General features: G+C 68.4%; 18 protein-coding genes. 8 read left to right on the top strand and 10 right to left on the bottom strand.

Going from position 1 to position 24,184, the window contains the following annotated elements:
- Positions 1–49: 49 nt before the first annotated feature.
- Complete coding sequence (locus BW41_RS01260) at positions 50–322, bottom strand: response regulator transcription factor (protein WP_081792838.1); 273 nt, start codon at positions 320–322, stop codon at positions 50–52.
- Between the two features lie 332 nt (positions 323–654).
- Between BW41_RS01260 and BW41_RS01255 the strand changes: the two genes are divergently transcribed.
- On the top strand, positions 655–2,001 hold the full coding sequence (locus tag BW41_RS01255; protein ID WP_037530503.1) for a GntT/GntP/DsdX family permease: 1,347 nt from the start codon (positions 655–657) through the stop codon (positions 1,999–2,001).
- Positions 2,002–2,022: 21 nt separating this feature from the next.
- Positions 2,023–2,700, top strand: coding sequence for a FadR/GntR family transcriptional regulator (locus BW41_RS01250; RefSeq protein ID WP_037530502.1), 678 nt, complete (start codon positions 2,023–2,025; stop codon positions 2,698–2,700).
- 98 nt (positions 2,701–2,798) lie between these two features.
- Here BW41_RS01250 and BW41_RS01245 read toward each other — a convergent pair whose 3' ends face one another.
- On the bottom strand, positions 2,799–3,335 hold the full coding sequence (locus BW41_RS01245; protein WP_081792822.1) for a gluconokinase: 537 nt from the start codon (positions 3,333–3,335) through the stop codon (positions 2,799–2,801).
- A gap of 212 nt (positions 3,336–3,547) precedes the next feature.
- On the opposite strand from BW41_RS01245, the gene BW41_RS01240 reads away from it, so the two are divergent.
- The 3 genes from BW41_RS01240 (at position 3,548) to BW41_RS01230 (ending at position 10,348) form a co-directional block, all read left to right on the top strand.
- Entirely contained in the window at positions 3,548–6,598 is a 3,051-nt protein-coding gene (locus BW41_RS01240) for a glycosyl hydrolase family 28-related protein (protein WP_051583158.1), read from the top strand.
- A 221-nt stretch (positions 6,599–6,819) separates the two neighbouring features.
- Complete coding sequence (locus BW41_RS01235; protein WP_037530497.1) at positions 6,820–9,897, top strand: TonB-dependent receptor plug domain-containing protein; 3,078 nt, start codon at positions 6,820–6,822, stop codon at positions 9,895–9,897.
- A gap of 100 nt (positions 9,898–9,997) precedes the next feature.
- A complete protein-coding gene (locus BW41_RS01230; RefSeq protein ID WP_037530494.1) occupies positions 9,998–10,348 on the top strand; it encodes a thiol-disulfide oxidoreductase DCC family protein in 351 nt (116 codons plus the stop codon).
- A 3-nt stretch (positions 10,349–10,351) separates the two neighbouring features.
- Here the strand turns inward: BW41_RS01230 and BW41_RS01225 are convergent, their stop codons facing one another.
- On the bottom strand, positions 10,352–11,545 hold the full coding sequence (locus BW41_RS01225; protein ID WP_200870315.1) for a DUF2252 family protein: 1,194 nt from the start codon (positions 11,543–11,545) through the stop codon (positions 10,352–10,354).
- Between the two features lie 152 nt (positions 11,546–11,697).
- Between BW41_RS01225 and BW41_RS01220 the strand changes: the two genes are divergently transcribed.
- The 3 genes from BW41_RS01220 (at position 11,698) to BW41_RS19910 (ending at position 13,811) form a co-directional block, all read left to right on the top strand.
- Positions 11,698–12,003 (top strand): hypothetical protein, encoded by a 306-nt coding sequence (locus tag BW41_RS01220; RefSeq protein WP_037530491.1) that lies wholly within the window; start codon positions 11,698–11,700, stop codon positions 12,001–12,003.
- A gap of 29 nt (positions 12,004–12,032) precedes the next feature.
- Positions 12,033–12,662: a hypothetical protein gene (locus tag BW41_RS01215; RefSeq protein ID WP_037530488.1), complete on the top strand. Its 630-nt coding sequence runs from the start codon at positions 12,033–12,035 to the stop codon at positions 12,660–12,662.
- Positions 12,663–12,794: 132 nt separating this feature from the next.
- Complete coding sequence (locus tag BW41_RS19910; protein ID WP_051583157.1) at positions 12,795–13,811, top strand: MlaA family lipoprotein; 1,017 nt, start codon at positions 12,795–12,797, stop codon at positions 13,809–13,811.
- Positions 13,812–13,817: 6 nt separating this feature from the next.
- Here BW41_RS19910 and BW41_RS01205 read toward each other — a convergent pair whose 3' ends face one another.
- The 7 genes from BW41_RS01205 to BW41_RS01175 all read right to left on the bottom strand — a co-directional run bounded on the left by BW41_RS01205 (position 13,818) and on the right by BW41_RS01175 (position 24,031).
- Positions 13,818–14,528: a fatty acid desaturase gene (locus tag BW41_RS01205; protein WP_037530486.1), complete on the bottom strand. Its 711-nt coding sequence runs from the start codon at positions 14,526–14,528 to the stop codon at positions 13,818–13,820.
- Positions 14,529–14,535: 7 nt separating this feature from the next.
- Entirely contained in the window at positions 14,536–15,003 is a 468-nt protein-coding gene (locus BW41_RS01200) for a sterol desaturase family protein (RefSeq protein WP_037530485.1), read from the bottom strand.
- An 89-nt stretch (positions 15,004–15,092) separates the two neighbouring features.
- Complete coding sequence (locus BW41_RS01195) at positions 15,093–17,399, bottom strand: GH92 family glycosyl hydrolase (RefSeq protein WP_037530483.1); 2,307 nt, start codon at positions 17,397–17,399, stop codon at positions 15,093–15,095.
- Between the two features lie 106 nt (positions 17,400–17,505).
- On the bottom strand, positions 17,506–18,150 hold the full coding sequence (locus BW41_RS19905) for an energy transducer TonB (RefSeq protein WP_081792821.1): 645 nt from the start codon (positions 18,148–18,150) through the stop codon (positions 17,506–17,508).
- Positions 18,151–18,261: 111 nt separating this feature from the next.
- The gene (locus BW41_RS01185) at positions 18,262–19,377 is read right to left on the bottom strand and encodes a Gfo/Idh/MocA family protein (protein ID WP_037530482.1); all 1,116 of its coding nucleotides are present in this window, start codon (positions 19,375–19,377) and stop codon (positions 18,262–18,264) included.
- Positions 19,378–19,451: 74 nt separating this feature from the next.
- Positions 19,452–21,548, bottom strand: a complete 2,097-nt coding sequence (locus BW41_RS01180) for a right-handed parallel beta-helix repeat-containing protein (protein WP_037530480.1) — start codon at positions 21,546–21,548, stop codon at positions 19,452–19,454.
- Positions 21,548–24,031, bottom strand: a complete 2,484-nt coding sequence (locus BW41_RS01175) for a glycoside hydrolase family 9 protein (protein WP_235199450.1) — start codon at positions 24,029–24,031, stop codon at positions 21,548–21,550. Before BW41_RS01175 ends, BW41_RS01180 begins: the two co-directional genes overlap by 1 nt.
- Positions 24,032–24,184 lie beyond the last annotated feature (153 nt).

Below are 24,184 nucleotides of genomic sequence, written 5' to 3'. Positions count from 1 at the left end.
CCCCGGGGGTTCGATCGTGCGGCGCGACCCGGCGGGCCGCGTGAAAGGGTCAGGAGGCGCGGCGCGCCAGCGTCTGCGCGGCGAGCGCGACCTGCGTGCGGTTGCGCACGTTGAGCTTGCGCATCAGCGCGGTCATATGCGCCTTCACCGTCGCTTCGGCGATGCCGAGATCATAAGCGATCTGCTTGTTGAGCAGCCCGGAATGGACGCCGTGCAGCACCTTCATCTGCGTCGGCGTCAGCGACTCGAGCGTCGGCGTCACCCCCGGCGCAGCGGCAGTGCGCGGCGCGGTCTGGCGAGCGAGTGTGGAAGTCCCTTCCATCGTCATCCTCCCTAAACGGCCAACGGCCGGCGGACGTCCATGGCGGACGCTCCATCTTGGTCTTGCGAACCATTTGCATAGATTCGGTTAGACAGGTTTCTTGTATGATCCAGCTAATACGATGGGATCAAGCCTTTTTTCTTGCCGATCCGTAAAAACCTGTCCTACAGATAGTTTAGAAACGGCAGGCGAAGGCGTCGCCGCACAGGAGGGAGGGTGTCGATGCGGCACAGGCAGGGCAGCGCGGCAAGCGGCGCAGCGCCACGACCGGCAGGGCGCGGTTCCGATCGAATCGGCGCATGCGACCGTCACCGCGCGGTGGGCACGCCGGCATGAGCGCCGCCGACATCCGTCTGATCGCCGCGGCGCTCGCCGGGATCCTGCTGGCGGTGGCGATGATCGTGCGCGGGCGGCTCCATCCCTTCATCGGCCTGTTGTGCGGCGCGTTCGCGGTCGGGCTGTTCGCCGGCCTGCCGCTGCCCGAGATCGCCAAGGCGGTGCAGAAGGGTGTCGGCGACATCATCGGCGGCACCGGCCTCATCGTCGCCCTCGGCCTGTCGCTCGGCGCGATGCTGCATTTGTCGGGCGCCGCGGCGGCACTGGCGCAGGGCGCGTTGCGGTTGACCGGCGCGCGGGCAGCGCCGTGGGCGACGCTCGGCATCGCCATCGTCATCGGCCTGCCGCTGTTCTTCGAAACCGGCCTCGTGTTGCTGCTGCCGATCGTCGTCGCCGCGGCGGAGGCGATGGCGGGGGACGATCCGGCGGCGCGCGACGGCGCCAAGCTGCGGCTGATCATGCCGGCACTCGCCGGGCTCGGCGTCGTCCATGCGCTGGTGCCACCGCATCCCGGGCCGTTGCTCGCGGTCGAGGCGCTCGGCGCGAACCTCGGCAAGACGATGCTCTACGGCATCCTCGTCGCCATTCCGACCGCGATCCTCGCCGGGCCGGTGCTGGCGCGCTTCGTCACGCCCGGCGTCCGGCTCGCGCCGCCGCTGCTCCACGATCACCGTCTCGATCTCGCCACACCGAACCGGTTCGCCTCGCTCGTCATCGTGCTGCTGCCGGTGCTGCTGATCGCCACCGGCGAACTCGGCCAGATGGCGCCGGGGCTGAAGGGCGCGGGCTGGCTGGTCGCGGCGAGCAATCCGGTGATCGCGCTGCTCGTCACCAACCTGCTCGCCCTCCCCCTCCTGTTCGGCCGGCGGCTGCGCGAGGCGAAGATCCAGGACGCGGTGTGGCACGAGACGATGGCCGCGGCCGGCGCGATCCTGCTCGCGATCGGCGCGGGCGGCGCGCTCAAGCAGGTGCTGGTCAGCGCCGGCCTGTCCGACCTGCTCGCCCGGCTGGTGCTGATGTATGCGGTGTCGCCGCTGCTGCTCGGCTGGCTAGTCGCGGTCGGCATCCGTCTCGCCGCGGGATCGGCGACGGTGGCGACGATCACCGCGGTCGGCATCATGCCCGGCGTCGTCGCCGGGTCGGGCGTGTCGCCCGAACTGGTGGTGCTGGCGATCGGCGCCGGGTCGGTGTTCTTCAGCCACGTCAACGATCCCGGCTTCTGGCTGGTCAAGAGCTATGTCGGCACCAGCACCGCGGACACGTTCAAGACCTGGTCCCTGCTCGAGACGGTGATCTCGGTGGTCGGCCTCGCACTGGTCGTCGCGCTCAGTTATGTCGTCTGACCGGCGGGAAAAGGAGCCAGAATGAGCGAAGTACGGCTGGTCGACCGCGCCTATACGGCGATCGTCGCGATCATCAACGACGATGGCCTGGCGATCGGCGATCGGCTGCCCTCCGAAGCGCGGCTCGCCGAATCGTTCGGCGTGTCGCGGACGATCGTGCGCGAGGCGCTCGCCCGCCTCGCCTCGGACGGGATCACCGCGGCGCGGCGCGGCGCCGGCTCCTATGTGCAGCGCCGCCCGTCCGAGCGGCTGAGCACGCATATGCCGATGGACGCGCTCGCCAAGACGCTCGGCACATATGAGGTCCGCTTCGTGTTGGAATCGGAGGCGGCACGGCTCGCGGCGCAGCGGCGCTCGCCCGACCAGCTCGACGTGATCGAACAGGCGCTGGCGGCGCTGCGCAGCGCGCTGCTGTCAAACGCGCCGGCGCATGAGGAGGACTGGCTGCTCCACCGCGCGATCGTCGAGGCGACGGGCAATTCCGCCTTCGTGCCGGTGTTCGGCCATCTGCAGGACGAGGTGATGCGCATCCTGCGCGCCGGCGTCGACATCTCGCGCTCGCGCCCGCCCGAGGTGATCGGCGCGATGATGGACGAACATGACGCAATCGTCGATGCGATCCGCGCGCGCGATGCCGACGGCGCGGCGCTGGCGATGCGCTGGCACCTGTCGCAGGGGCGCAAGCGGCTGATGCCGTGAGCCGGGCCGGACCGACCGAAATCGGCGCAGACTCCCCTGTTTCAGCCGCTTGGTCTGACCCTGTCGAGGGGCCCGAGACTCACCGCCCTTCGACAGTCCTAGTGCGACCGGCGGGATATCGGATCGGCTCCGAGGATCGCACCGTGCTGCGCATCGATCCACGTCAGCGCCTCGGCGGCCAAGGTCTCGACCGGCCGCGCCGCATCGAGCGTCACCGCCGCCTCGTCGCTGGTCGGCTTTTCGAGCGTGGCGAGCTGGCTGCCGAGCAGGCTGGGCGGCATGTAATGGCCCGAGCGCGTCTCCATCCGCCGCGCGATCTCCGCGGCGCCGGTGTCGAGCAGCACGAACAGCAACGGCACCGCCGAGGCGGCGGACAGGCGTTCGCGATAGCTGCGCTTGAGCGCCGAACAGGCCGCGACCGCGACGCCGCCCGCGCTTGCCAGCGCCGCCTCGCCGAGCGCCGCGCCGAGCCGGTCGAGCCACGGCCAGCGATCGTCGTCGGTGAGCGGATGGCCCGCCTGCATCTTGGCGACGCTGGCGGCGGAGTGGAAGGCATCGCCTTCGAGCACCGGGCAGGCGAGCGCGCAGCCGAGCCGCGTCGACAGGGTCGACTTGCCGCTGCCGCTCACGCCCATGACGACGACGGCATATGTCCGCCCTGCTTGCCCCTGCACCGGCTACCTTTGCGTTCGACGCCGGCCGAGCGCCGGCGTGTGGATAACGCTGCTATCCCGCGTCCGTGCCCGGCTGACCATTACGACCTTTGTCGCAATCGTCGCCTGCCGCAGCCGCTCCTACTTCGGGCGCACCGGCGCTCCGGCCCCGTTTTGACAAGGAATTCGCCGTGATGACGATCAGGCCCCGCGCGGCGCGCCGCCTTCCCCCCGTCGCCATGCTGCTGCTCGCCGGCACCGCCGCGCCGCTGTTCGCCGCCGCGCCGACGCCATCGGTGTCGAGCCTGACCGCCGCGCCGGCCGATCCGCGCGCCGTCACCGTCGCCGCGACGGGCGACGGCATCGCCGACGACGGCGCGACGATCCAGCGCGCGATCGACTCGGTCGCCGCGCAGGGTGGCGGCGGCATCGTCTTCCTGCCGGAAGGGCGCTACCGGATCACCCGCACGCTGTTCATGCGACCGGGCGTGCGGCTGTTCGGCGTCGGCAAGCGGCGGCCGGTGATCCTGCTTGCGGCGAACACGCCCGGCTTCCAGACCGGGGTCGGCAGCATGGTGTTCTTCACCGGCACGCTGCCGACCAAGTCGGGTGAGACGCCGCGCGTGGTGCCGGTGCCGCCGCCGACCAGCGTGCCGTTCGATCCCGCCATCGCCGACGCCAATTCCGGCACCTTCTATTCGTCGATGGCCAACGTCGACTTCGTCATCGGCGAGGGCAATCCGGCGGCGACCGCGGTCCGCTTCCACGCCGCGCAGAACGCCTATCTGTCGCATATCGACTTCCATCTCGGCTCCGCGCTCGCCGGCATCTATCAGGTCGGCAACGTCGGGCAGGACCTGCGCTTCTTCGGCGGCCGCTATGGCATCCTCACCGAAAAGCCCTCCCCCGCCTGGCCCTACACCTTGCTCGACGCGACCTTCGAGGGTCAGCGCGACGCGGCGATCCGCGAGCATGAGGCGGGGCTGACATTGGTCAACACCGTCTTCCGCAACGTGCCCGTCGGGATCGAGATCGACCGCGGCTATGGCGACTGGCTGTGGGGCAAGCAGGTCCGGTTCGAGAATGTCGCCAAGGCCGGCGTCATCATCAGCAACGAAGGCAATGCCTATACGCAGATCGGCTTCGAGGATGCGACCGCCACCGGAACGCCGGTGTTCGCGCGCTTCCGCGACAGCGGCCGGACGGTGGCAGGCCCGGCGGCGCGCTATCGGGTGCGCGCCTTCACCTACGGCCTGACGCTGCCGGCACTCGGCGCGATGGGGACGTTCGCGACGCGGATGGATGCGGTGCCGCTGACCGGTGGCGCCAAACGGCCGGCGCCGGCGATCCGCGCGCTGCCGCCGGTCGCGAGCTGGACCAACGTCCGCGATCTCGGCGTCACCGGCGACGGCAGCACCGACGATACCGAGGCACTGCGCAAGGCCATAGCGAGCCGCAAGGTGCTTTATTTCCCCGCCGGCTTCTACCGGGTCAGCGACACGCTGACGCTGCGTCCCGACAGCGTGCTGATCGGCCTCCACCCCAGCCTCACCCAGATCGTGCTCGCCGACGACAGCCCCGCCTATCGCGGCATCGGCGCGCCGCATGCCCTGATCGCAAGCGCGCGCGGTGGCGACGCGATCGTCTCCGGCCTCGGCCTCGCCACCGGCGGACGCAATCCGCGCGCCACCGCCCTGTTGTGGCGGGCGGGCGAACGCTCGCTGGTCGACGACGTCAAGTTCCAGGGCGGGCACGGCACCTTCCGCGCCGACGGCAGCCGCTTCGATCCCTATAACGCCGATCACAGCGGCGACCCCGATCCGCTCCAGCGCTGGGACGGGCAGAACGCCAGCCTGTGGGTGACCGACGGCGGCGGCGGCACGTTCAACGGGCTGTGGACGCCGAGCACCTATGCCTCGGCGGGCCTGCTCGTCACCGACACCGCCACGCCGGGTCACGTCTACCAGATGTCGGCGGAGCATCATCGCCGCGCCGAGATCGTCCTCGACCATGTGCGCAACTGGGAGTTCCTCGCGCCGCAGACCGAGGAGGAAGCGGGCGAGAGCCGCGATACGGTGGCGTTCGAGATCCGCAACTCGCGCGACATCCTGTTCGCCAATCTCCACGCCTATCGCGTCACCCGCTCGCTGCAAGCCGCGCCGGATGCGATCACGCTGACCGGATCGAGCAACATCCGCTTCCGCAACGTGCATGTTAATGCGGAAAGCGGCTTTGCGACCTGCGACGAAGCCGGCTGCGGCACCTATCTGCGCGCGAGCAAATACCCGTACGAAAACGCGATCCGCGATATCACCCGCGGCACCGAGGTCCGCGAGCGCGAATTCGCCGTGCTCGATGTCGGCGACGCGCCGGTCGCCCCACCGTCGGCCGGCGTCGCGGTGACCAGGGTCGCCGAGGGCTTTCACGCTCTGGGCGGCGGCGCGGTCGATGCCGCGGGCGCGCTCTACTTCGTCGATCGGCCGATGCAGCGGATCCACCGCTGGACCGCCGGCGACGGGCTGTCGGTGGTCGCCGATGCGCCGCTCGACGCGGTCAACCTCGCGGTCGACCGGTCGGGCAAGCTGATGGTCCTGTCCTCGGCCGGTGCTGCGGGCACCGTCTACAGCCTCGATCCCGCCCACCCCGCCGCGATCACCGTGCTGCCCGCGACGCCGACCAGGCCGCATCCGCGCCTCGCCTTGCCTGCCAGCCTGTGGGTCAACGGCGAGTTCCGCGATCAATATGACCCCGCGACCGACCATTTCACCACGCTCGCCGAAATGTTCGCGCGCGACGTCGCCGAGCCCAAGGCGCGGGAATATGTCTCGCCCGACGGCAGCCTTGCGCTGCCGGCGTTCCGCGTCTGGCAGCAGGGGCCGGCGGATCATCGCGGCTGGCGCTTCTCCGATACGCTCGACACCTATGGCCTCGTCACCGCCAAACCCGGTGAGCGACTCTATGTGCCCAACGGTTCGGAAGACCGCACCTACAGCGGCCTCGTCGGCGCCGGCGGCGCGATCACCGACCTCAAGCCGTTCGCGCCGCGCGGCGGCGAGAGCGTCGTCGCCGGCCCCGACGGCCGCGTCTACGTCGCCAACGCACAGATCTTCGTCTATGCCGCCGATGGCCGCGAGACGGGGCGGATCGACGTGCCCGACCGGCCGCTGCAATTGCTGTTCGGCGGCGCGGACGGGCGGACGCTGCTGATCGTCACCCACCACGCGCTCTACACCGCGCGTCCGTAACGTCCTTTCACCGGCATGCGCGGCAGCGCGCATGTCGGGGGCGGTTCCTGCCCGCGAAACGTGCGTCCGCGCGTCTCGGGCGACGGCGCTACCATATGTCCCTGCCGGCTTGATCGACTTTGGTCGTAGATGCCGTCGCCCCCGTCTTTGCGTAAGCAGAAGCCAAGATCAGGGATCAGGCCGGAACGGTCGGCACTAGCCTGTCAGCAAGGGGATGGACGATGAGCAAGGTCTCGCGCACGCGACGGCGTTTCACGGCAATGTCGGGTAGCGCTACCAGCGCGATGGCGCTCGCGGCGATGCTGATCGCGATGCCGGCGGTCGCGCAGCCGCTGGTGCAGGACCAGTCGGCGGTGCCCGATTCGACCCGCTCCGCCGACCCCGCCGCGCCCGACCAGCTGACCAAGCCGACCACCACCACCGACGGCACCGCCGACGCACCGCAGGTCGAGACGCCGGCGAGCGACATCGTCGTCACCGGGACGCGCATCACCGCCAACGGCTTCAGCGCGCCGACCCCGACGACGGTGATCGGCGAACAGCAGATCCAGCAGAACGCCCAGTCGAACATCTTCAACACCGTCGTCCAATTGCCTTCGCTGCAGGGATCGACCGGCGCGACGACGGGGACGTTCAGCACCTCGAGCGGCCAGCAGGGTCTCAGCTCGCTGTCGCTGCGCGGCCTCGGCACGATCCGCACCCTGACCCTGCTCGACGGACAGCGCGTCATCGGCGCCAACGTCACCGGCGTGACGGACATCAGCCAGTTCCCGCAATTGCTAATCAAGCGCGTCGACATCGTCACCGGCGGCGCCTCCGCCTCCTACGGATCGGATGCGGTCGGCGGTGTCGTCAACTTCATCACCGACACCCGCTTCACCGGCGTCAAGGGCAATCTGCAGACCGGCGTGACGACCTATGGCGACGATGGTCAGGTGCTGGCGCAGCTCGCAGTCGGCAAGGCGTTCGCAGGCGAGAGGCTCCACGTCATCCTCAGTGGCGAATATGCCAAGGATCAGGGCGTCGGCCCGGGCAATTTCGGCGAGGACCTCGCCGGCAGCCGCGACTGGTATCGCGCCTCGACCCTGGTCGACACCGGCAACCGCGCCGGCGGCACGCCGCAATTCCTCTATCGCGACCATGCACAGGCCTATCAATATACGAAATACGGCCTGATCAGCAGCGGCCCGCTCCAGGGCACGGCGTTCGACGTCAACGGCAACCCCTTCCCGTTCCAGTACGGATCGAACGGCGTGCCGTCGAAGACCGCGGGCGGCAACGTCATCGGCTGCTATGTCGGCTTCTGCGTCGGCGGCGATCAGTCGGGCCACGTCGGCTCGGGCACGTCGCTGCAATCGGCGTTGCAGCGGATCAACGGCTATACCCGCGTCGGCTATGACATCGCGCCGGACACCGAGCTGTACGTCACCGCCAATATCGCGCAGGTCAAGACCAACAACCAGCCCAACCCCGGCGCCTCGAAGACCGGGCTGACCATCCAGTGCTCCAATCCCTATCTGCCCGCGTCGATCAGCGCCGCCTGCGCCGCCAACGGCATCACCACCTTCGGCTATGGCCTCAGCAACGCGATCCTGCCGAACATCAAGGTCAACACCGATCGCCGCCAGTATCGCTTCGTCGGCGGTCTGAAGGGCAAGGCCGATCTGGTCGGGTCCAGCTGGACCTATGACATCTATTACGAGCACGGCATCAACATCACCGACATCAATGTCGACAACATCAGCCTGAACGGCCGGTACAACCAGGCGATCAACGCAACGACGCTCAACGGCCAGATCGTCTGCGCCAATGCGACCGCGCGCGCCAACGGCTGCCAGCCGATCAACATCTTCGGCGGTGCGACGCCGTCCGCCGCGGCGCTCGCCTATATCGTGCCGGAAAACGGGCCGTTCCAGCATACCCGCCAGACGCAGGATGCCGCCGCCGCCAGCATCTCGGGCACGCCGATCGACCTGTGGGCCGGTCCGCTCGCCATCGCGATGGGTGTCGAATACCGGCGTGAGGCCTATCGCGTGAATGCCGATCCGTACGGCGCCGGCGTCTCGGATATCAGCCCCAATTCGGCCGATTATCCCGCCGATCCGATCCTCAATTCGACGGTCGGCAGCAACTGGTATGCCGGCAATTACAAGAACGGCTCGGGCAAGTATCACGTCTACGAAAGCTTCCTCGAACTCAACCTGCCGATCCTCGACTCGGCGGCGCTGGGCAAGGCGAGCATCAACGGCGCGGGCCGCGCGACCAAATATTCGACCTCGGGCGTGATCTACGCGTGGAAGGTCGGCGGCACCTGGGACACGCCGCTCGACGGCCTGCGCCTGCGCGCGGTGACGTCGCGCGACGTGCGCGCGCCGAACCTGTCCGAACTGTTCGCCGCACCGACGACCACCACCGTTCCCAACTTCACCGATCCGCGCAAGACGACGGCCAATCCCAACGGGCGCCAGCTGCTGATCATCCAGAATACGATCGGCAACCCCAATCTGCGCCCCGAAACCGCGCGCAGCACCGAGGCCGGCATCGTCTATGCGCGGCCGTCGTGGCTGCCGGGGCTCAGCCTGTCGTTCGACTATTACAAGATCAAGGTCAGCGACGTCGTCTCCAGCCTGTCGGCGCAGCAGATCGTCAACCTCTGCTATATCTCCAACCTGCCGGACACCTGCGGCGCATTCAATCTCGACGTGCCGGTCGGCAGCAACCAGACCGCGTTCGTCAACGTCCAGTCATTCAACCTCGCCTCGATCAAGACCGAGGGCTTCGACATCGAGGCGAGCTACCAGTGGCGCAATCCGCTCGGCCTCGGCGGCAATTTCACGCTGCGCGGCCTTGGCACCCATGTCATCAATTTCATCACCGATCCCGGCCTGCCCGGCACCATCCCGGTCGACAGCGCCGGCGCCAATTCGGGGGCGACGCCGAGCTGGAAGTGGCTGGCGGTCCAGACCTACGACAATGACCGGTTCAGCCTGCTGCTCCAGGAGCGCTGGTTCAGCGACGGCGTCTTCGGCAATCAATATATCGTCTGCTCGACCAACTGCCCGGTCTCGACCGCCAACAATCCGACCATCGACTACAACAAGATGAAGGGCGCCTTCTATTTCGACATCGGCGGCTCGCTCAACGTGACCAAGCAGGTCAGCATGTTCTTCAAGGTCGACAATCTGTTCGATCATGATCCGGAAGCCTCGCCGCAGACCAACACCGGGCTCGACGTCAATCCGGCGCTCTACGACACGCTCGGCCGCTTCTATCGTCTCGGCGTCCGCGCGCGCTTCTAAGCCGTTTCCCCTGCCCCCAACCTGCCCCGTCACGCCGGTCCGGCGTGGCGGGGAATTTGTGCCGGAGCAACCGGAACGGCCCGCCGTTCATTGGAAGCGGATGACCGTACCCCGCCTCACCGTCTGGCATGACGGCGCCTGCCCGTTGTGCCGACGCGAGATCGCCCTCATGCGGCGGCTCGATACGCGCGGCGCGATCCGCTTCGTCGACGCGACCGATCCCGACACCGCCTGCCCGATCGATCGCGCCGCCCTGCTCGACCGATTCCATGCCCGCGAGGATGGCGTGCTGCTGTCGGGCGCCGCCGCCTTTGCGGCGATGTGGCGCGCGATCCCGCTGCTTCGCCCGCTCGGCCTCGTCGCCCGCCATCCGATAGCGCTGCGCTGGCTGGAGCGCGGCTATCGTCGCTTCCTGCGCTATCGCCCCCGCCTGCAACGCTGGCTCGGCTGACCGTCAGCTCGCCAGCGCATAGTCGCGGCAATGGTCGAGATAGCCCGCCTCATGCCGCCCGGCGAGGGCGACGACGCTCTCCCACAGCCAGCCCGGCGCATCGATACGCCCGCGGCGATCCGCGCCGATCACCTCTGCCCAGGCGGCGCGGCCGTCCGCATCGAGCTGGCGGGCATGCGCCTTGCCGACGACGAAGGCGAGATAGCGCGCCGCCTTGACCGCCTCGCCCGCGCTGAACTGCTCGACCTCGATCTTGAGGTCCTGCGGCGACAATTCGCGCACGAACAAGGAGCGGTCGAGCAGCCGAGTCGCGACCATCCGGCTGCCGAGGTGTGGCGACAGCGCGCGCGCCGCGGCGACGACGCGCTCCGCCTGATCGGCGGGCATGCGCGCACCGCGTGCGGCGGGCGCGATCGGCGTCGTCGCCTCCTTGAGGTCGATCAGCGCATAATCCGAGCGGCCCTTGGCGTTCTTGAGTCCGGCGAGCGCGGCGAAGCGCAGCAGGCCGAGCGAGCTGCACCCCTTCATCCAATAGGCCGCGTCGACCAGCCGGACGGTACGGTCGCGGTCCTTGTCGTCGAGCGCGAGCACCATCGCCGACACCTCGGGCGCGGCGAGCGCCTCGGCGAGCGCGGCGCGTTCGGCGGGCTCGAGCGGCCAGAACTTGCGGCCGAGCGGGATCGTCGGCTCGGTGGTGCGCAGCCGCTCCTTGGCAAGGTGCCGCCAGCGCCGGCCGAGCGCGCGGCGGCGGACGCTGCGCACCACGTCGGGTTCCGGGCCGCTGTCGCCGCTCGCCGGGTCCTGCATCGCCCGTGCATAGCCCTCGGCCATCTCCTCGATCATATGCGCGGTGGTGACGCCGGGCAGGTCCGAGCCGCGCGCCGCGGTGGCGAGCGACAGGCCCAGCCGGATCAGGTCATGCGCCGGATTGCCGATCACCGCCTGGTCGAGGTCGCGGATCTGGATCGCGATGCGCCCGTCGCCATCGTTGATCGGGCCGAGATTGCCGAGATGGCAATCGCCGCAGATCCAGATCGCCGGCCCCGCCGGCACCCGTCTGGCCGCCGCCGACTCCGCCAGCCAGTCGTAGAATTTCACGGTATTGCCGCGAACATAGGCGTGGGTCGATCGCGCCATCTTGAGCTGGCGCTTGGCGTTCAGAATGGCACCGCGCTCGGCGGGCTGGGGAATGCGCATCGCGGTCCTTTGATCAGCAATAGTCTGTAACGCATGTGTCGCGGCCTTGGGTACAAAGCTACCCGACCGGCCTGACTGCCAAACCTTTTCAGTAGCTTGCTTCCATTTCGCCAAGCCGCGCGTTGGGCGCCGATCGGAAGAGGAGAGTTTGCATGAAACGCTTTGTGATCGCGGCAGCCGCCATGACCCTGTGCGCCGGTGGCGCGATGGCCCAGTCCCATCAGGCAGGATCGCACAATCCGGCGGTCAAGAACGGTGCGCCGCACACCATCGCCGCGCCGGCCAAGGGCGCCAATTCCTTCACCGAAGACCAGGCGCGCGGCCGCTTCGCGAAGGCGGGCTATACCGGTGTCACCAAGCTGACCAAGCGCGACGGCCTGTGGCAGGGCAGCGCGATGAAAGGCGGCAAGCGCGCCACCGTGATGCTCGACTACAAGGGCAACATCACCGCCCGCTGACCGACGCGCTACCCTTCAGGAGAGACACCATGACCCAGACCATCACCCGCCTGTTCGACGATTATGCCGATGCGACCACCGCGGTACGCGAACTCGAATCGCTCGGCGTGTCGCACGACGACATCAGCATCGTCGCGAGCAACGCCGACAAGCGCCACGGCGAGCATGTCGAACAGGATCATGACGGTGTCGACGATCACGGCGACGTCAGCCGCGGCGTGTCGACCGGTGCGGTCGTCGGCGGTGCCGGCGGCCTGCTTGCCGGACTCGGCCTGCTCGCCATTCCGGGTCTCGGCCCGATCGTCGCCGCCGGCTGGCTCGCCGCGACCGCAGCGGGTGCCGGCATCGGTGCGGCCGGCGGCGCGGCGACCGGCGGCATCGTCGGCGCGCTCAAGAATGCGGGCCATGACGATGCCGACGCGCACGTCTATGCCGAAGGCGTCCGCCGCGGCGGCTCGCTGGTCAGCGCGCGGGTCCCGGATGATATGGTGAGCGAGGCCGAGGCGGTGCTCCAGCGCAACCGCTCGGTTGACGCGCAGACCCGCGGCGCTGCCTATCGCGACAGCGGCTGGACCGGCTTCGACGAGGCCGCCCCGGCCTATACCGCCGATCAGGTTGAAAACGAGCGCACCCGCTACACCACTGCGTCGCGACTCTGATCCGGAAAAGCGCCCGCCCGTCGGCGGGCGCTTTTTGCCCCTGTCCTCAGCTTCTTGGTGGCTTGTTAAGCGCAATTGTGGTTGATCGGCCCGCGTCCGCTATAAAGTCACGAACGCGGCTGATGGGGTTTTATGCTGAATTGGGTGGTGTGGACGACGGTTTCGGCGCTCGCCTCTGCGCCCGCCCAGCAGACACCGCCGGCACAAGTCCCGCCCGCCACCGTCCCGACCGACACCGCGCCCGTCATCGTGCCGGTCGCGCCGCCGGCCGCTCCGCCGACCCCCGATCAGGTTGCACCCGCCGATCAGGCCGCACCCGCCGTTCCGGTGCCCATGGCTGCGCCGGAGACGCCGCCGCCGGCCCTGCCGCAGACGGTGCAGCCGCTGCCTGCCGGACCGATCACCGAACCGGCCGATATCGTCATCACCGGGCGCAGCGATGCGAAGATCGATCCTTTCCGCGCCGTCAACGAACGCTCGTTCGAGGCGACCGAGGCCGTCGACAAGGCGCTGATCGCGCCGGTCGCGCGCGCGTATAAGAAGACCGCGCCCAAGCCGTTCCGCGACGGCGTCCACAACGTCCTCTACAATCTGCGCGAGCCGGTCGTCTTCCTCAACTTCCTGCTCCAGCACAAGATCGGCAAGGCGATCGAGACGGTCGGCCGGTTCGGGATCAACACCACCGTCGGCCTGCTCGGCGCGTTCGACATCGCCAAGCGCAAACCCTTCCGCCTGCCGCGCCGCGGCAATGGCTTCGCCGATACGCTCGGCTTCTACGGCGTGAAGCCGGGGCCGTTCATGTTCCTGCCGCTGGTCGGGCCGACGACGGTGCGCGACCTGTTCGGCGGCGCGGTCGACCGGCTGGTGCTGCCGCTCGCCGCCGGGCGCGTGGTGACGAAGCCCGCCTTCGTCGTCCCCGCGGCGGTGCTCGGCGTGCTCGACCATCGCGCCGAATTCGACGACACGCTGCACGAGCTGCACGACAATGCCGCCGACCCCTATGCCAATACGCGCACCTTCTATCTCCAGCGCCGTCAGGCGGAGATCGATCATCTGCGCGGCCGCGGCACCGGCAGTTCGAGCCCGATGTCCGAAGCCCCCAAGGCGGCGATCGACGACCACGGCCGCGAGGTGAAGACCGCGCCCTGACGCCGCCTAGCGCCGCACCCGCGGCAATTGCCACCACGGCGTCTGCGGGCTGAGGTGATGTTCGTGGTGATAGGCACCGAAGTGGAAGCAGGTGGCGAGCGAGGCGAGCGGCGACAGGCCGTTGCTGCGCGCATTATGGGCATCGGCAAAGGGCGTATCGGCATGGCGGTGCGGCAGATAGGTGCCGAACAGGAAGAGCTGCGCCAGCGCGAGCAGGGCCGGCAGCGCCCAGAAGACCACGATATTGAGCAGCGACGCGCCGAGCAGCATGTAGACGATTGCCGCGACGGTGATCCGCAGAATCTGGCCGTGTGTGTAATAGCCGCGGAAGAAATGGACGAACCACGGCAGCGCACGCCGCGGCGCGCCGGCGTGGAAATCGGGATCGTGCTCGGTGCCGGGTGCGGCGTGATGCCGGTGATGCATCGGGTAGAGCGCGCGATACGACAGGCCGGCATAGGCGCCGAGGCAGGCGGTGCCGACCAGTGCATTCCACCGCCGCCGCCCCGGCGCGAAGGATCCGTGCATACAGTCATGCGCGATGATGAACAGGCCGGTGCTCAGCCATGCCTGCACCAGGATGAGCAGCGCCGCGACCGGCAGCGTCGCGGGCTGCCAGCGCCAGAAGAAAATGCCGCCGATATGGATCGCCAGCCAGCCGCCGGCGATGGCCAGCGCCAGCAGCAGGCTGGTCCGCGTCGTCGCGGCGCGGGTCATCGCCCGCTCATCGCGAATGACGTTCGGCGAGCTTGCGCTTGAGCTTCACCGGATCGGGCGCGAGCAGGAAGCCGAAGCTCACCCCGCCCTCCTTGCCCTTGACCGCATGGTGCAGCCGATGGGCCTGCAGCAGGCGCTTCGAATAGCCGCGGCGCGGCACCCAGCGCATGCCGAACCGCTGATGCACCATCATGTCGTGGACAAAGGCGTAGATGCCGCCATAGACGGTGATGCCGAGCGCCGCCCACCACAGGGGCGGCCAGCGCAGGCCGACGACGAACAGCACCAGCACGATGACCGCAAAGGTGATCGCATACAGATCATTCTTCTCGAACGCGCCCTGATGCGGCTCATGATGCGATTTGTGCCAGCCCCAGCCCCAGCCGTGCATGACATATTTGTGCGTCGCCCAGGCGAAACACTCCATGAACAGCACCATGCCGACGACTATGGCCAGCTTCTCATACCAGGCCATCGCCCACTCCCTGTCGCAGCCGATCATCGCGCGGGCTGCGACGCTCGCTCCTATCTATGCGATATGCGCCGGCAGACAAGGGCGCGCGGTCATCGCGTCGATAGCGAATAGGGGCGCGCGGCACGGCTCCGGCCCCAGCTGCGGTCGGGCGTCGCCGCCATGCGGAAGCGCAATTCGCCGCCCGCGCGCAGCTCGGCATCGCGCAGAAAGCTGCGGGTCAGCGCCTTGCCATTGAGCGTCACCGCGGCGACATAGCGGTTCGTCGGCGACAGGCCATCGGCGACGACGGTGAAGCTCTTGCCGTCGGGCAGGCGCATCACCGCGCGGTCGACGAACGGGCGACCGATGACATATTCGTTCGATCCCGGTGCGACCGGATAGAAACCGAGCGCGGTGAACACCAGCCATGCCGACATCTGCCCCAGATCGTCGTTGCCGGCGAGCCCATCCGGCGTTGGCCTGTATTGCGAGGCGACGATCTGCGCGAGCCGCTCCTGCGTCCGCCACGGCGCGCCGGCATAATTGTAGAGATAGGCGACGTGATGGCTCGGTTCGTTGCCATGGATATATTGGCCGATCAGCCCGGCGATATCCTCGGCATGGCTATAGTCGAGCTTGCTCGTGTCATAGTCGAACATCGCATCGAGCTTGGCAATCGCTTTGGCGTCGCCGCCGAGCAGGCGGAACAGGCCGGCCTGATCCTGCGGCATGAACCAGCTATATTGCCAGGCATTGCCCTCGGTATAATCCGATCCGTAGTTGATCGCGGTCGGATCGAACGGCGTGCGGAACGCGCCGCTCGACAGGCGCGCGCGCAGCCAGCCGGTCCTGGCGTCGAAACTGTTGCGCCAGTTGCCGGCGCGCGCGTCGAACCGGTCGGCGATCGCGGTCCGCCCCATCGCCCGCGCCATCCGCGCGATCGTCCAGTCGTCATAGGCATATTCAACCGTCTTCGACGCCGCTTCCGGCTCCTTGTCGATCGGGACATAGCCGTGCGCCATATAGTCGCCGAGCCCGCCATAGGGCGCATAGGTCGCGCTCGCGACCATCGCGTCTAGCGCCGCATCGGCATCGAAGCCGCGGATACCCTTCAGATAGGCGTCGGCGATCACCGGCGCGGCATGATAGCCGATCATCGTCCAGGTCTCGCGCCCGGCGAACTGCCACACCGGCAGGATGCCGTCGGGGCTATGCGCGCGGCTGGCGACGAGCGAGCGGACGACGTCGACCGTGGTCTGCGCCGGCTGGATCAGCGTCAGCAGCGGATGTTCGGCGCGAAACGTATCCCATAGCGAGAAGGTCGAGCGGAAGGTGAAGCCCTCCGCCTTGTGCACCTGATCGTCCGGCCCGCGATACCGGCCGTCCGCATCGCTCCACACGCTCGGCGCGAGCAGGGCATGGTAGAGCGCGGTATAGACGGTGCGGCGCATCGGCGCGGGCGCGTCGATCGCCACCGCGCCGAGCGCGTCGTTCCACGCCGCGGTCGTGGCGGCGCGGATCGCGTCGAAATCCCCCGGCTCGGCGGCGAGATTGGCGACCGCGGCATCCTCGTCGACGCCAGATAAGGCGACCCTGACCTCGAGCGGCGCGGCAAGCCTGCCGAAATCGAGCCGCGCCTCGAGCGCCCGCCCCAGCTTTTCCGCGAGCGCCTCGCTGCCCCGCCCCGGCCCCTGGAAGCCCTTGTACGGCACGGCGGTATCACGATCGACGAAGGCATGGTCGGTGAGCGGTGCGGAGAAATGCATCGCGAAGAAGAGCTTGCGCCCCGGCGCCCAGCCGCGCGTCTCGCGAAAGCCGGTGAGGATGCCGTCGCCGCGCAGGTGCAGCCCCGACCACAGGATCTTGCCCGGATAATTGTAGAGCGACGAGCGCAGGTCGATGACGAGATGCGCGGCGCTGCCCGCCGGGAAGCGATAGCGATGCACGCCGATCCGCGTCCCCGCGGTCAGCTCGGCGCGGATACCGCTGTCGGCGAGCGTCACCGCATAATAGCCGGGCCGCGCCGTCTCGCTGGCGTGATCGAAGCGCGACCGATAACCCGATCCCGGCCGCGCCGGATCGCCGGGATCGAGCCGCACCGTCCCCGCCATCGGCATCACCAGCACGTCGCCGAGATCGGAATGGCCGGCACCCGAGAAGTGGGTGTGGCTGAACCCCTGGATCGTCGGGTCCTCATAGTGATAGCCGGCGGCATGGCCGTAGCAGGCGCGGATCTCGCAGCCGGTATCGGTATCGGGCGACAGCTGCACCATGCCGAACGGCGCGGTGGCGCCGGGAAAGGTATGCCCTTCCCCCGCGGTGCCGATCAGCGGATCGACCGCGTCGACCGGTGCGCCGGCGGTCTGCGCGAAAGCGGGCGCGGCGGCGAGCATGGCGATGGATAAAAGGTAACGCATCGCGTGAGTTAAGCAGGTGCGGTGGCGCGGCGGAAGCCCTCCGATCGTCAGCGCCTCTGATCGACGCGCCACCGTCCGCCCGACAGCGTGCGGCGGTGGCAGACGATCACCGCGGCGCGGCCGTCTCGCCCGGCTGGACGAGATAGCTTGCCGTCAGATAGCGGACGGCCACCGGCGCCACGTCCGACGTTGCGGCCTTCGGCGGGGTCACGATCAGGATGGTCCTGATATAGGTGCACGCCGCGCGATCCGCCGCGCCGCTGCCGCTCGTCGTAGTGACATCGCAGCGCGCAACACGCCCGCTCGCGTCGAACAGCAATCGCGCCTTGACCGGATCACGATACTCGGGTGGCAGCGTCTTCACCAGCAGCGGCACGGACATCAACGTACTGGGCTGATGGTCTTCGACACCCCAACTCGTTCCGACCCGAAACTCGGCAGCGATCGGCTGGCCGGTCGCATCGGTTGCCGGAGTGAACCGCGCCCGCTTGACGTAGACGGCGCAGGTCTTCCTATCGAGTGTTGGTGATCCGCTGCTTTCCGTAACGGCGCAGGCCGAGATGCTACCTTGTGCCGTCACCTGCAGGACGATCGAGGTGATGCCATATTCGCGCCGACGCAACGCCTCTTCGGGATAATCCGAATATGTGATGACATCCTCGGCATTGCGCAATTGTGGCGCCACAGCCGCGGTGGCGGGTGAGACGGATTGGGCAACCATCGACCCCGCGGCGAAAAGAAGCTCGATCAACGCGCGCGCACCCCCGTGGGGAACGATGTGCCCCAACACGGAGGTGCATGCAATCCGGGCGGCCCGATGGCGGGTCGCCCACCGATCCAAGGGGACCGGAGCCCTGCCCCGTTACGCCGACTGGGGTATCACGCTGATCAGCTCGTCCTCGCCCGGTTCCTTCGCCGGCTTGAGCGTCAGCGCCTGCTTCGGGTCGATGCGGCGATCGCGGGTGCGCGGCGGCAGCGTCACCGTCTCGCCCGTCTCGAGCGAGCGTTCGACCGCGGCGAGGACGTGCATGTCGAGCAAGCCTTCCTCCCCATTCGCCTCCGGTTCGCGATCATTGAGGATACAGTCGGAGAAATATTGCGTCTCGTTGCCGAACTGCTCGACCGGATCGAAGCTGTGCGTCTTCTCGCCATCCTCGGTCTTCTCGACATAGCGGATGCCGACCTTGGGACCGAACATGAAGGCGGGCGAGGCGTAGATGCTCGCGCGCGTGCCGACCAACTCGAAGAATTCGGCGGAGGCGGTGGCGTAGCTGACGGTGAATTGCGCGAGCCGTTCACCGGGGAAGGTCAGCGTCACCGCGACGGTATCGTGGAAGTTGAAGCCGCGGTTGGGCGTCGTGGTGCCGACGGCATGGACCGCGATCGGCTCGAGCGAGAAGAGGTTGCGCGCGGCGTTGAGCGGATAGGTGCCCATGTCGGGCACCGGCCCGCCCCAATAGCCGTTGTGGCCGCGCGAATTGGCCTCGGCGACATTCTGGCAGAAGGCCGAAACGAAGCTGCGCAGCTCGCCGAATTCCTTGCCGCGCGCACGCGCGACCATCTCGACCGTGCCGGGCTCGTGGTGCAGGCGATAGGCGATCATCAGCTTGGCGCCGCTCTTCTTCTGCGCGGCGAGGATCTGCTCGGCCTCCTCGACGCTCGATGCCATCGGCTTTTCGAGCAGCACGTGGATGCCCGCTTCCAGCGCCGGCACCGCATATTGCATGTGGAGGAAGTTGGGCGTCGCGACATAGACGGCGTCGATCTCGCCCGACCGCAGCAGTTCGTCATATTGCTCGTAGGTATAGGCTTTGAGCTTATACTGTTTGGCGAGCTTGTCGGCCTTGACCGGATCGCCGGTGACCAGCGCGACCATCTCCGAATTGTTGGTGCGCGCGACGCCGGGCATGAATGCCTGCTGCGAGATCTGGCCGCCGGCGACGACGGCGTAGCGCACCTTCTTGGTGAGTCCGAACATAATCGGCCTTTCGTATCGATCAGGGGGGATGCGCGACGAACGAAGCGTCCGCGCGATTGTTGCACCCCCTGTCGTTATCGCGCCGCCGCCGGCTGGACGCCGCTCCTGTCGATCACCGCCTTCGCCGCGGCCGGCCAGGCGTCGCCGGTCACCGCGACATTCGCCTCGGCGCGATTGTCGAGATAGTCGGTCCAGCCGCCCTGCAACCGGCCCGAATTATACCAATTGCCGGTGGCGCGATTGTCCATCGCGGTGCGCCGCGGCGCGATATGGTCCTGCGAATTGAGCGTCAGCCAGACGCCGCCGACGCGATCGATGACGTTGTTGCGGACGGTGACGTAGCGCGAGCCTTCGTCGAGATAGATGGCGATGCCGCCCGATCCGGCGACATCGGCGACGTAATTCTCGGCGATCAGCGCGCCGGGATCGGCGGACAGATGGTAGATCGCGCCGCCGTCGGGAAACCATTGTTTGACGCGGGCGACGCGGTTGCCGACGATCACCGTGTCGCGCAACGTCGTCGGCGTGTCATAGACCCGATTGCCCGGCGCGTCGTAATAGCCGCGCTGGCCGCGCCAGTATTCGGCGCTGCCGCCGGGATCGTTGGTCCCCCAGCCCCAGCCGACGTCGATGCCGTCATAGGGGGCGTCGGACACGTCGTTGTTCATGATGATCGTGCCCGAGGCATAGGTCACCAGGATCGCCGACTGTTCCTTGTAATCGCGCGAGACGTGGCTGATCCGGTTGTTGCGGATGACGATATCGCGCAGCCCCATCTCGGGCCGCTGCGGGTGATGCGCATCGGGCTGCACCCCGCCGACCATGATCGCGCCGCCGGCGAGATCGGTGAAGGCGCTGCGCGTCACCTCGATCGCGCTGGCGCCGAGGCCGATGCCGGCATCGTTGGCGTCGGGATTGTTGCCGATGCCGAGCGCGACCTGGCCGAGCTGCGCGAACCGGTCGTCGTCGAAGACGATGCGCCGCGCCGCCGCGACCTGTACCGCGGCGGGCTGCTGGCGGAAGCGGTTACGCATCGCCTCGAACGGGCGGCAGCCCCAGCTGCAGTCGCGGATCGGATCGGCGGGATAGTCGGGCAGCTCGCCGGACAGATAGGATCCGCTCTGCTGGCTGGCATAGCCCTCGGCACTCGCCGGTTGCAGCCAGCTCGTATCGCTGAATGAAAGGCCGCGGAATTGCAGGTCGGCGACGGGACGGTCGTGGCTCCCGGCGATCGACAGCAGGGATTCGAGCCGCGGCATCACCACCGCGGTGCGCGCCATCACCTCACCGGCGCGCGGCTTGTAATAGAGGCGACCGGCGGCGGGATCGGCATAGAATTGGCCGGGCTCGCGCAGGAAGGCGAGCGCATTGACCAGGAACAGCCGCGCCACCTCGGCCGACACCGGCCGCGCCAGCGTGTCATAGCCGACCAGATTGTTGCGCCAGCCGGGCTGCTGCATGACGATGCGGTCGCCCTCGATCCGCTCGACCATCGCATGGCGATGCGTGAACCAGCTCATCCCCTCGACCGCGATCCGGCGCTGATCGGGCAGTTGCGCGAGCGCCCGCCACGCCGGATCGGTGATCGTCAGCCCGGCCGGCGTGAAGGCGACTGCGGCGCGCGGGATCTCGATCGCGGCGCGGCTGGCGAGCCGGCCCGCGACGCTGAGCTGCAAGGGATCGCTGCCGCGCGGGATCGCCGCGACCCAGATGTCGCGACCGCGGTCGGCGCGCGTCCAGCCGGTGACCGGCACGCCGCCCGACACGATCGGATAGGCGCCCGCCGCGCCTTCCCAGCGCACGGTATAGCCGTTCTGCCCGCCGTCATCGGCGGTGAAGCGCAACGGCGCGGCGAGCCGGTAGGCACCGGCGGCGATCCGCACGGTGACATCGTGATCGCGGTTGAGCCGCCGCACCGCCGCCTGCGCGCGCAGCAGCGTCGCGAAGGGATGCGCGGCCGAACCGTCGCCGTCGTCGCTGCCGGTGCCGGCGACGTGGAGGACGACCGGCACCGGATCGGGCCGGTTGGGGATGACGATGCGGTGCGGCGCATCGGAGGGGATTGGCGGCGCCACCCGCGGCAGCACCGGCCCGACAGGCAACTGCGCGGCGGCGGCGGGTGCGAGCGCGATTCCCACCGCCGCGACCAGTCCGCCACCGCGGCGCCGCATCACTGCGTCTCGGCCGCGACCACCGCCGCCGCCCGCGCGGCGAGGATATAGGCGGAGGTGGTGCTGACGGTATATTCGTTCTCGAACCACAGGAACGGCCAGTCGGTCTTCGCCTCCGGATAATCGGGTTTGACGATCAGCACGCCCGGCACCATCCCGCCCGGGATGAAGCTGTAATCGGCGCGGTTATGGCCATAGCCGATCAGCTTCGACGCGGTGCCGACGGTCGAGACCAGCGACAGATTGTTGGCGGGGTGGCGCCCCAGCACATAGTCGATCGCGTTGAGCGTGTAGGCGGTGCCGACGATCTCCGGAAACGCCTTGTGCAGCAGGTACATGGTCGTGCCGAAGCTGACCACCTGGTTCGATCCCGCCCACGATCCGTCGCTGATCGGCACGCCGAACGGATTGGCGGTCATCGGCCCGTCCGCCTTGGCCTTCATGTCCTGCACCAGCGGTACCAGCGCGGCGCGATAGTTTGCGTCCATCAGCGGGATCGCCCGCACCGCCGCACCGGCGAGCCACGGGAAGTTCTGCGCGATCACCGGCTGCAACTGGCGCAGGCGATCGGCATAGACGCGATCGCGCGTGGTGAGCAGCAGCTCGACCGTCGCGACGACATTGGCCGCCTCCGCCGAGCGCGGCGACGAGGAATCGTCGCGGCCGTCGCCGGCCTTGACCACCCCGCCCTGCTGCTTGCTCCACAGCACCTTGGCCGCGGCGAGCGCCTCGCCCGCCATCTTCGGGTCGCTGCCGGCGAGCGCCCGGCTGGCGGCGGCAAGCCCGCCCGCGACGGCGAGGTTGTTGGCGGGCAGATCGGTGGTGAAGGCCCAGCGATCGTCGGGCGTGCCCGAGGCATTGCCCCTGATCTCGTCCTTGCCGAGCTTCGCGTCATAGAGCCGGTTGTCGGTCTGCGACCCGGCATCGCCGAGATGCGCGTACTGGCGCAGCGACGGATCGACGATGCCGACGATGGCGTGTCCGAACACCTTGTATTGCGCGAGCAATTGCAGCGTGCCGTGGCGGATCTGCTGGACCGCATCCTCGATGCCGTCGGGCCTGCGGATCTCGACCTTGCGCGCCGCCTCGTCGATGCTCGTCTCGTCCCAGTCGAGCCCGAACAATTCGCGCGCCCAGACCAGATCGCGCGTCACCGCGGCATTCTCGGGCGTCTGGATGTCGTAATCACCGGCGTCCTGCCAGCCGCCGACCGCGAGGCCGGGGATATGCTCGCCCGCCTTGAACGGCGAATCGAGGTTCGGCCCCATCTTGTAACCGTCGAAATGGGTGATGTTGGGCGGCGCCTGCCGCGCGTCGTCGAGATGCGAGGGCGACGACCAGACGCGATATTGTTCGCGGATGCCGACGTGATCCATCTGTTCGGCGATGAACGTGTCGAGCGAGGTCTGCCACAGCCGCTGATAGGCGTCGGGCGCGATGCGGAACGGGTTGGTGGTGCGGCCGGCATAGCGGATCGCATAGAGGCCCGGCTCGCGCACCGACGAAAAGTCGAAGGCGGCATAGTCGTAGCGCGTCCAATGGCCGCGCGTCTGGGTGCGCGCGCGCAGCACCGACTGCGTGCCGTCGGCGGTGAGGCGGACCAGCTCCGCCTCGGCCGGCGCCTTGAAGTTCGGGTCGAGCTCGATCAGCGCGACCTTGGCGCGGCCGGGCGTATAGCCCGCCTGGTTGAACGAAACGACCGGATCGCGCGTCCAGTTCTTCACGACATTGGGCCGGACGTGCCAGACCACCGCATCCTTCTGCGCGCCCGGCGCGATCAGCGATCGGACGACGAACCAGCCGTTCTGCGCCCGCGCCCGTGCATCATAGAGGTCGAGCCGGCCGGTGTCGGAGGTGATGCTGACGCGGGTCAGCGGGTCCTCGGGCGACAGCGTGATCGCCTTGGTAGCGCTCCCCAGCGGCAGCGGATCGCCCGATCCGTCCTTGGCCATCGGCCCGGTCGGGTGGCGCGGGAACAGCCCCGGCGCCGTATCGGTCAGATAGGTCTTGCCGAAATAGGCGGAGGGCAGGAAATCGAGGTTGAAGCCCGCCTTGCCGGCCAGCGCCGCAGGCAGCGGCTGATCGAGGTCGACGGCGATGCGGAAGCCGCCCGGCTCGGCGGTGACCTTGACGCTATAGGCGAGCTGCTGCTGCTTGAACGCCGAGCGGACGACGACCTGATTGGGTTCGTTGCCGAGGCTGCGGCTGACGAATTCGGGCACCGGCGCCCATTGTTCGGGCGTGCGGTCGAGCCGCACCGCGCCGTCGGTGGCGATCCGCTCGCCGTGCAGCACCATCTGGATGCCGGCATTCTTCTCGTCGAAGAAGATCGGGCTGAAGTGATTCTGGTCGACGATGACGGTGAGGCCCTGCGTCTCGAGCGTCTCCGCCGGCGTGACGGTCAGCGTCTGGGCATGGCCGATGCCGACGAGCATCGCGGCGCTCGCCACGCCAAGCAACAGGGTCCGGTTCCATCGGGTCACAGGCATCGTCTCCACTGGGTGCCGGTCTGCCGCCGGCGGTGCGAGCCGGGGAGTATCCCCAAGCCCTTGTTTTCCCGAAGCTTATCGATAGCGCTACCATCCGACAACCGGTGATTACGCCCTCGCCCCGATGCCGGGCGACAAAAAAGGGCG

It is taken from the genome of Sphingomonas sp. RIT328, assembly GCF_000632225.1.
Taxonomy (GTDB): Bacteria; Pseudomonadota; Alphaproteobacteria; order Sphingomonadales; family Sphingomonadaceae; genus Sphingomonas; species Sphingomonas kyungheensis.
The sequence above is the reverse complement of the archived record's forward strand: the minus strand, read 5'-3'. Positions and strand labels throughout refer to the sequence as shown.

Coding starts and splice junctions, on each gene's coding strand:
- BW41_RS01195 (WP_037530483.1), bottom strand. CDS start 17,399: ATGCGTTACCTTTTATCCATCGCCATGCTCGCCGCCGCGCCCGCTTTC.
- BW41_RS01220 (WP_037530491.1), top strand. CDS start 11,698: ATGAAACGCTTTGTGATCGCGGCAGCCGCCATGACCCTGTGCGCCGGT.
- BW41_RS01260 (WP_081792838.1), bottom strand. CDS start 322: ATGGAAGGGACTTCCACACTCGCTCGCCAGACCGCGCCGCGCACTGCC.
- BW41_RS01230 (WP_037530494.1), top strand. CDS start 9,998: ATGACCGTACCCCGCCTCACCGTCTGGCATGACGGCGCCTGCCCGTTG.
- BW41_RS01200 (WP_037530485.1), bottom strand. CDS start 15,003: ATGGCCTGGTATGAGAAGCTGGCCATAGTCGTCGGCATGGTGCTGTTC.
- BW41_RS01180 (WP_037530480.1), bottom strand. CDS start 21,548: ATGCGGCGCCGCGGTGGCGGACTGGTCGCGGCGGTGGGAATCGCGCTC.
- BW41_RS01215 (WP_037530488.1), top strand. CDS start 12,033: ATGACCCAGACCATCACCCGCCTGTTCGACGATTATGCCGATGCGACC.
- BW41_RS01245 (WP_081792822.1), bottom strand. CDS start 3,335: ATGGGCGTGAGCGGCAGCGGCAAGTCGACCCTGTCGACGCGGCTCGGC.
- BW41_RS01240 (WP_051583158.1), top strand. CDS start 3,548: ATGACGATCAGGCCCCGCGCGGCGCGCCGCCTTCCCCCCGTCGCCATG.
- BW41_RS19910 (WP_051583157.1), top strand. CDS start 12,795: ATGCTGAATTGGGTGGTGTGGACGACGGTTTCGGCGCTCGCCTCTGCG.
- BW41_RS01255 (WP_037530503.1), top strand. CDS start 655: ATGAGCGCCGCCGACATCCGTCTGATCGCCGCGGCGCTCGCCGGGATC.
- BW41_RS01205 (WP_037530486.1), bottom strand. CDS start 14,528: ATGACCCGCGCCGCGACGACGCGGACCAGCCTGCTGCTGGCGCTGGCC.
- BW41_RS01250 (WP_037530502.1), top strand. CDS start 2,023: ATGAGCGAAGTACGGCTGGTCGACCGCGCCTATACGGCGATCGTCGCG.
- BW41_RS01225 (WP_200870315.1), bottom strand. CDS start 11,545: ATGCGCATTCCCCAGCCCGCCGAGCGCGGTGCCATTCTGAACGCCAAG.
- BW41_RS01235 (WP_037530497.1), top strand. CDS start 6,820: ATGAGCAAGGTCTCGCGCACGCGACGGCGTTTCACGGCAATGTCGGGT.
- BW41_RS01185 (WP_037530482.1), bottom strand. CDS start 19,377: ATGTTCGGACTCACCAAGAAGGTGCGCTACGCCGTCGTCGCCGGCGGC.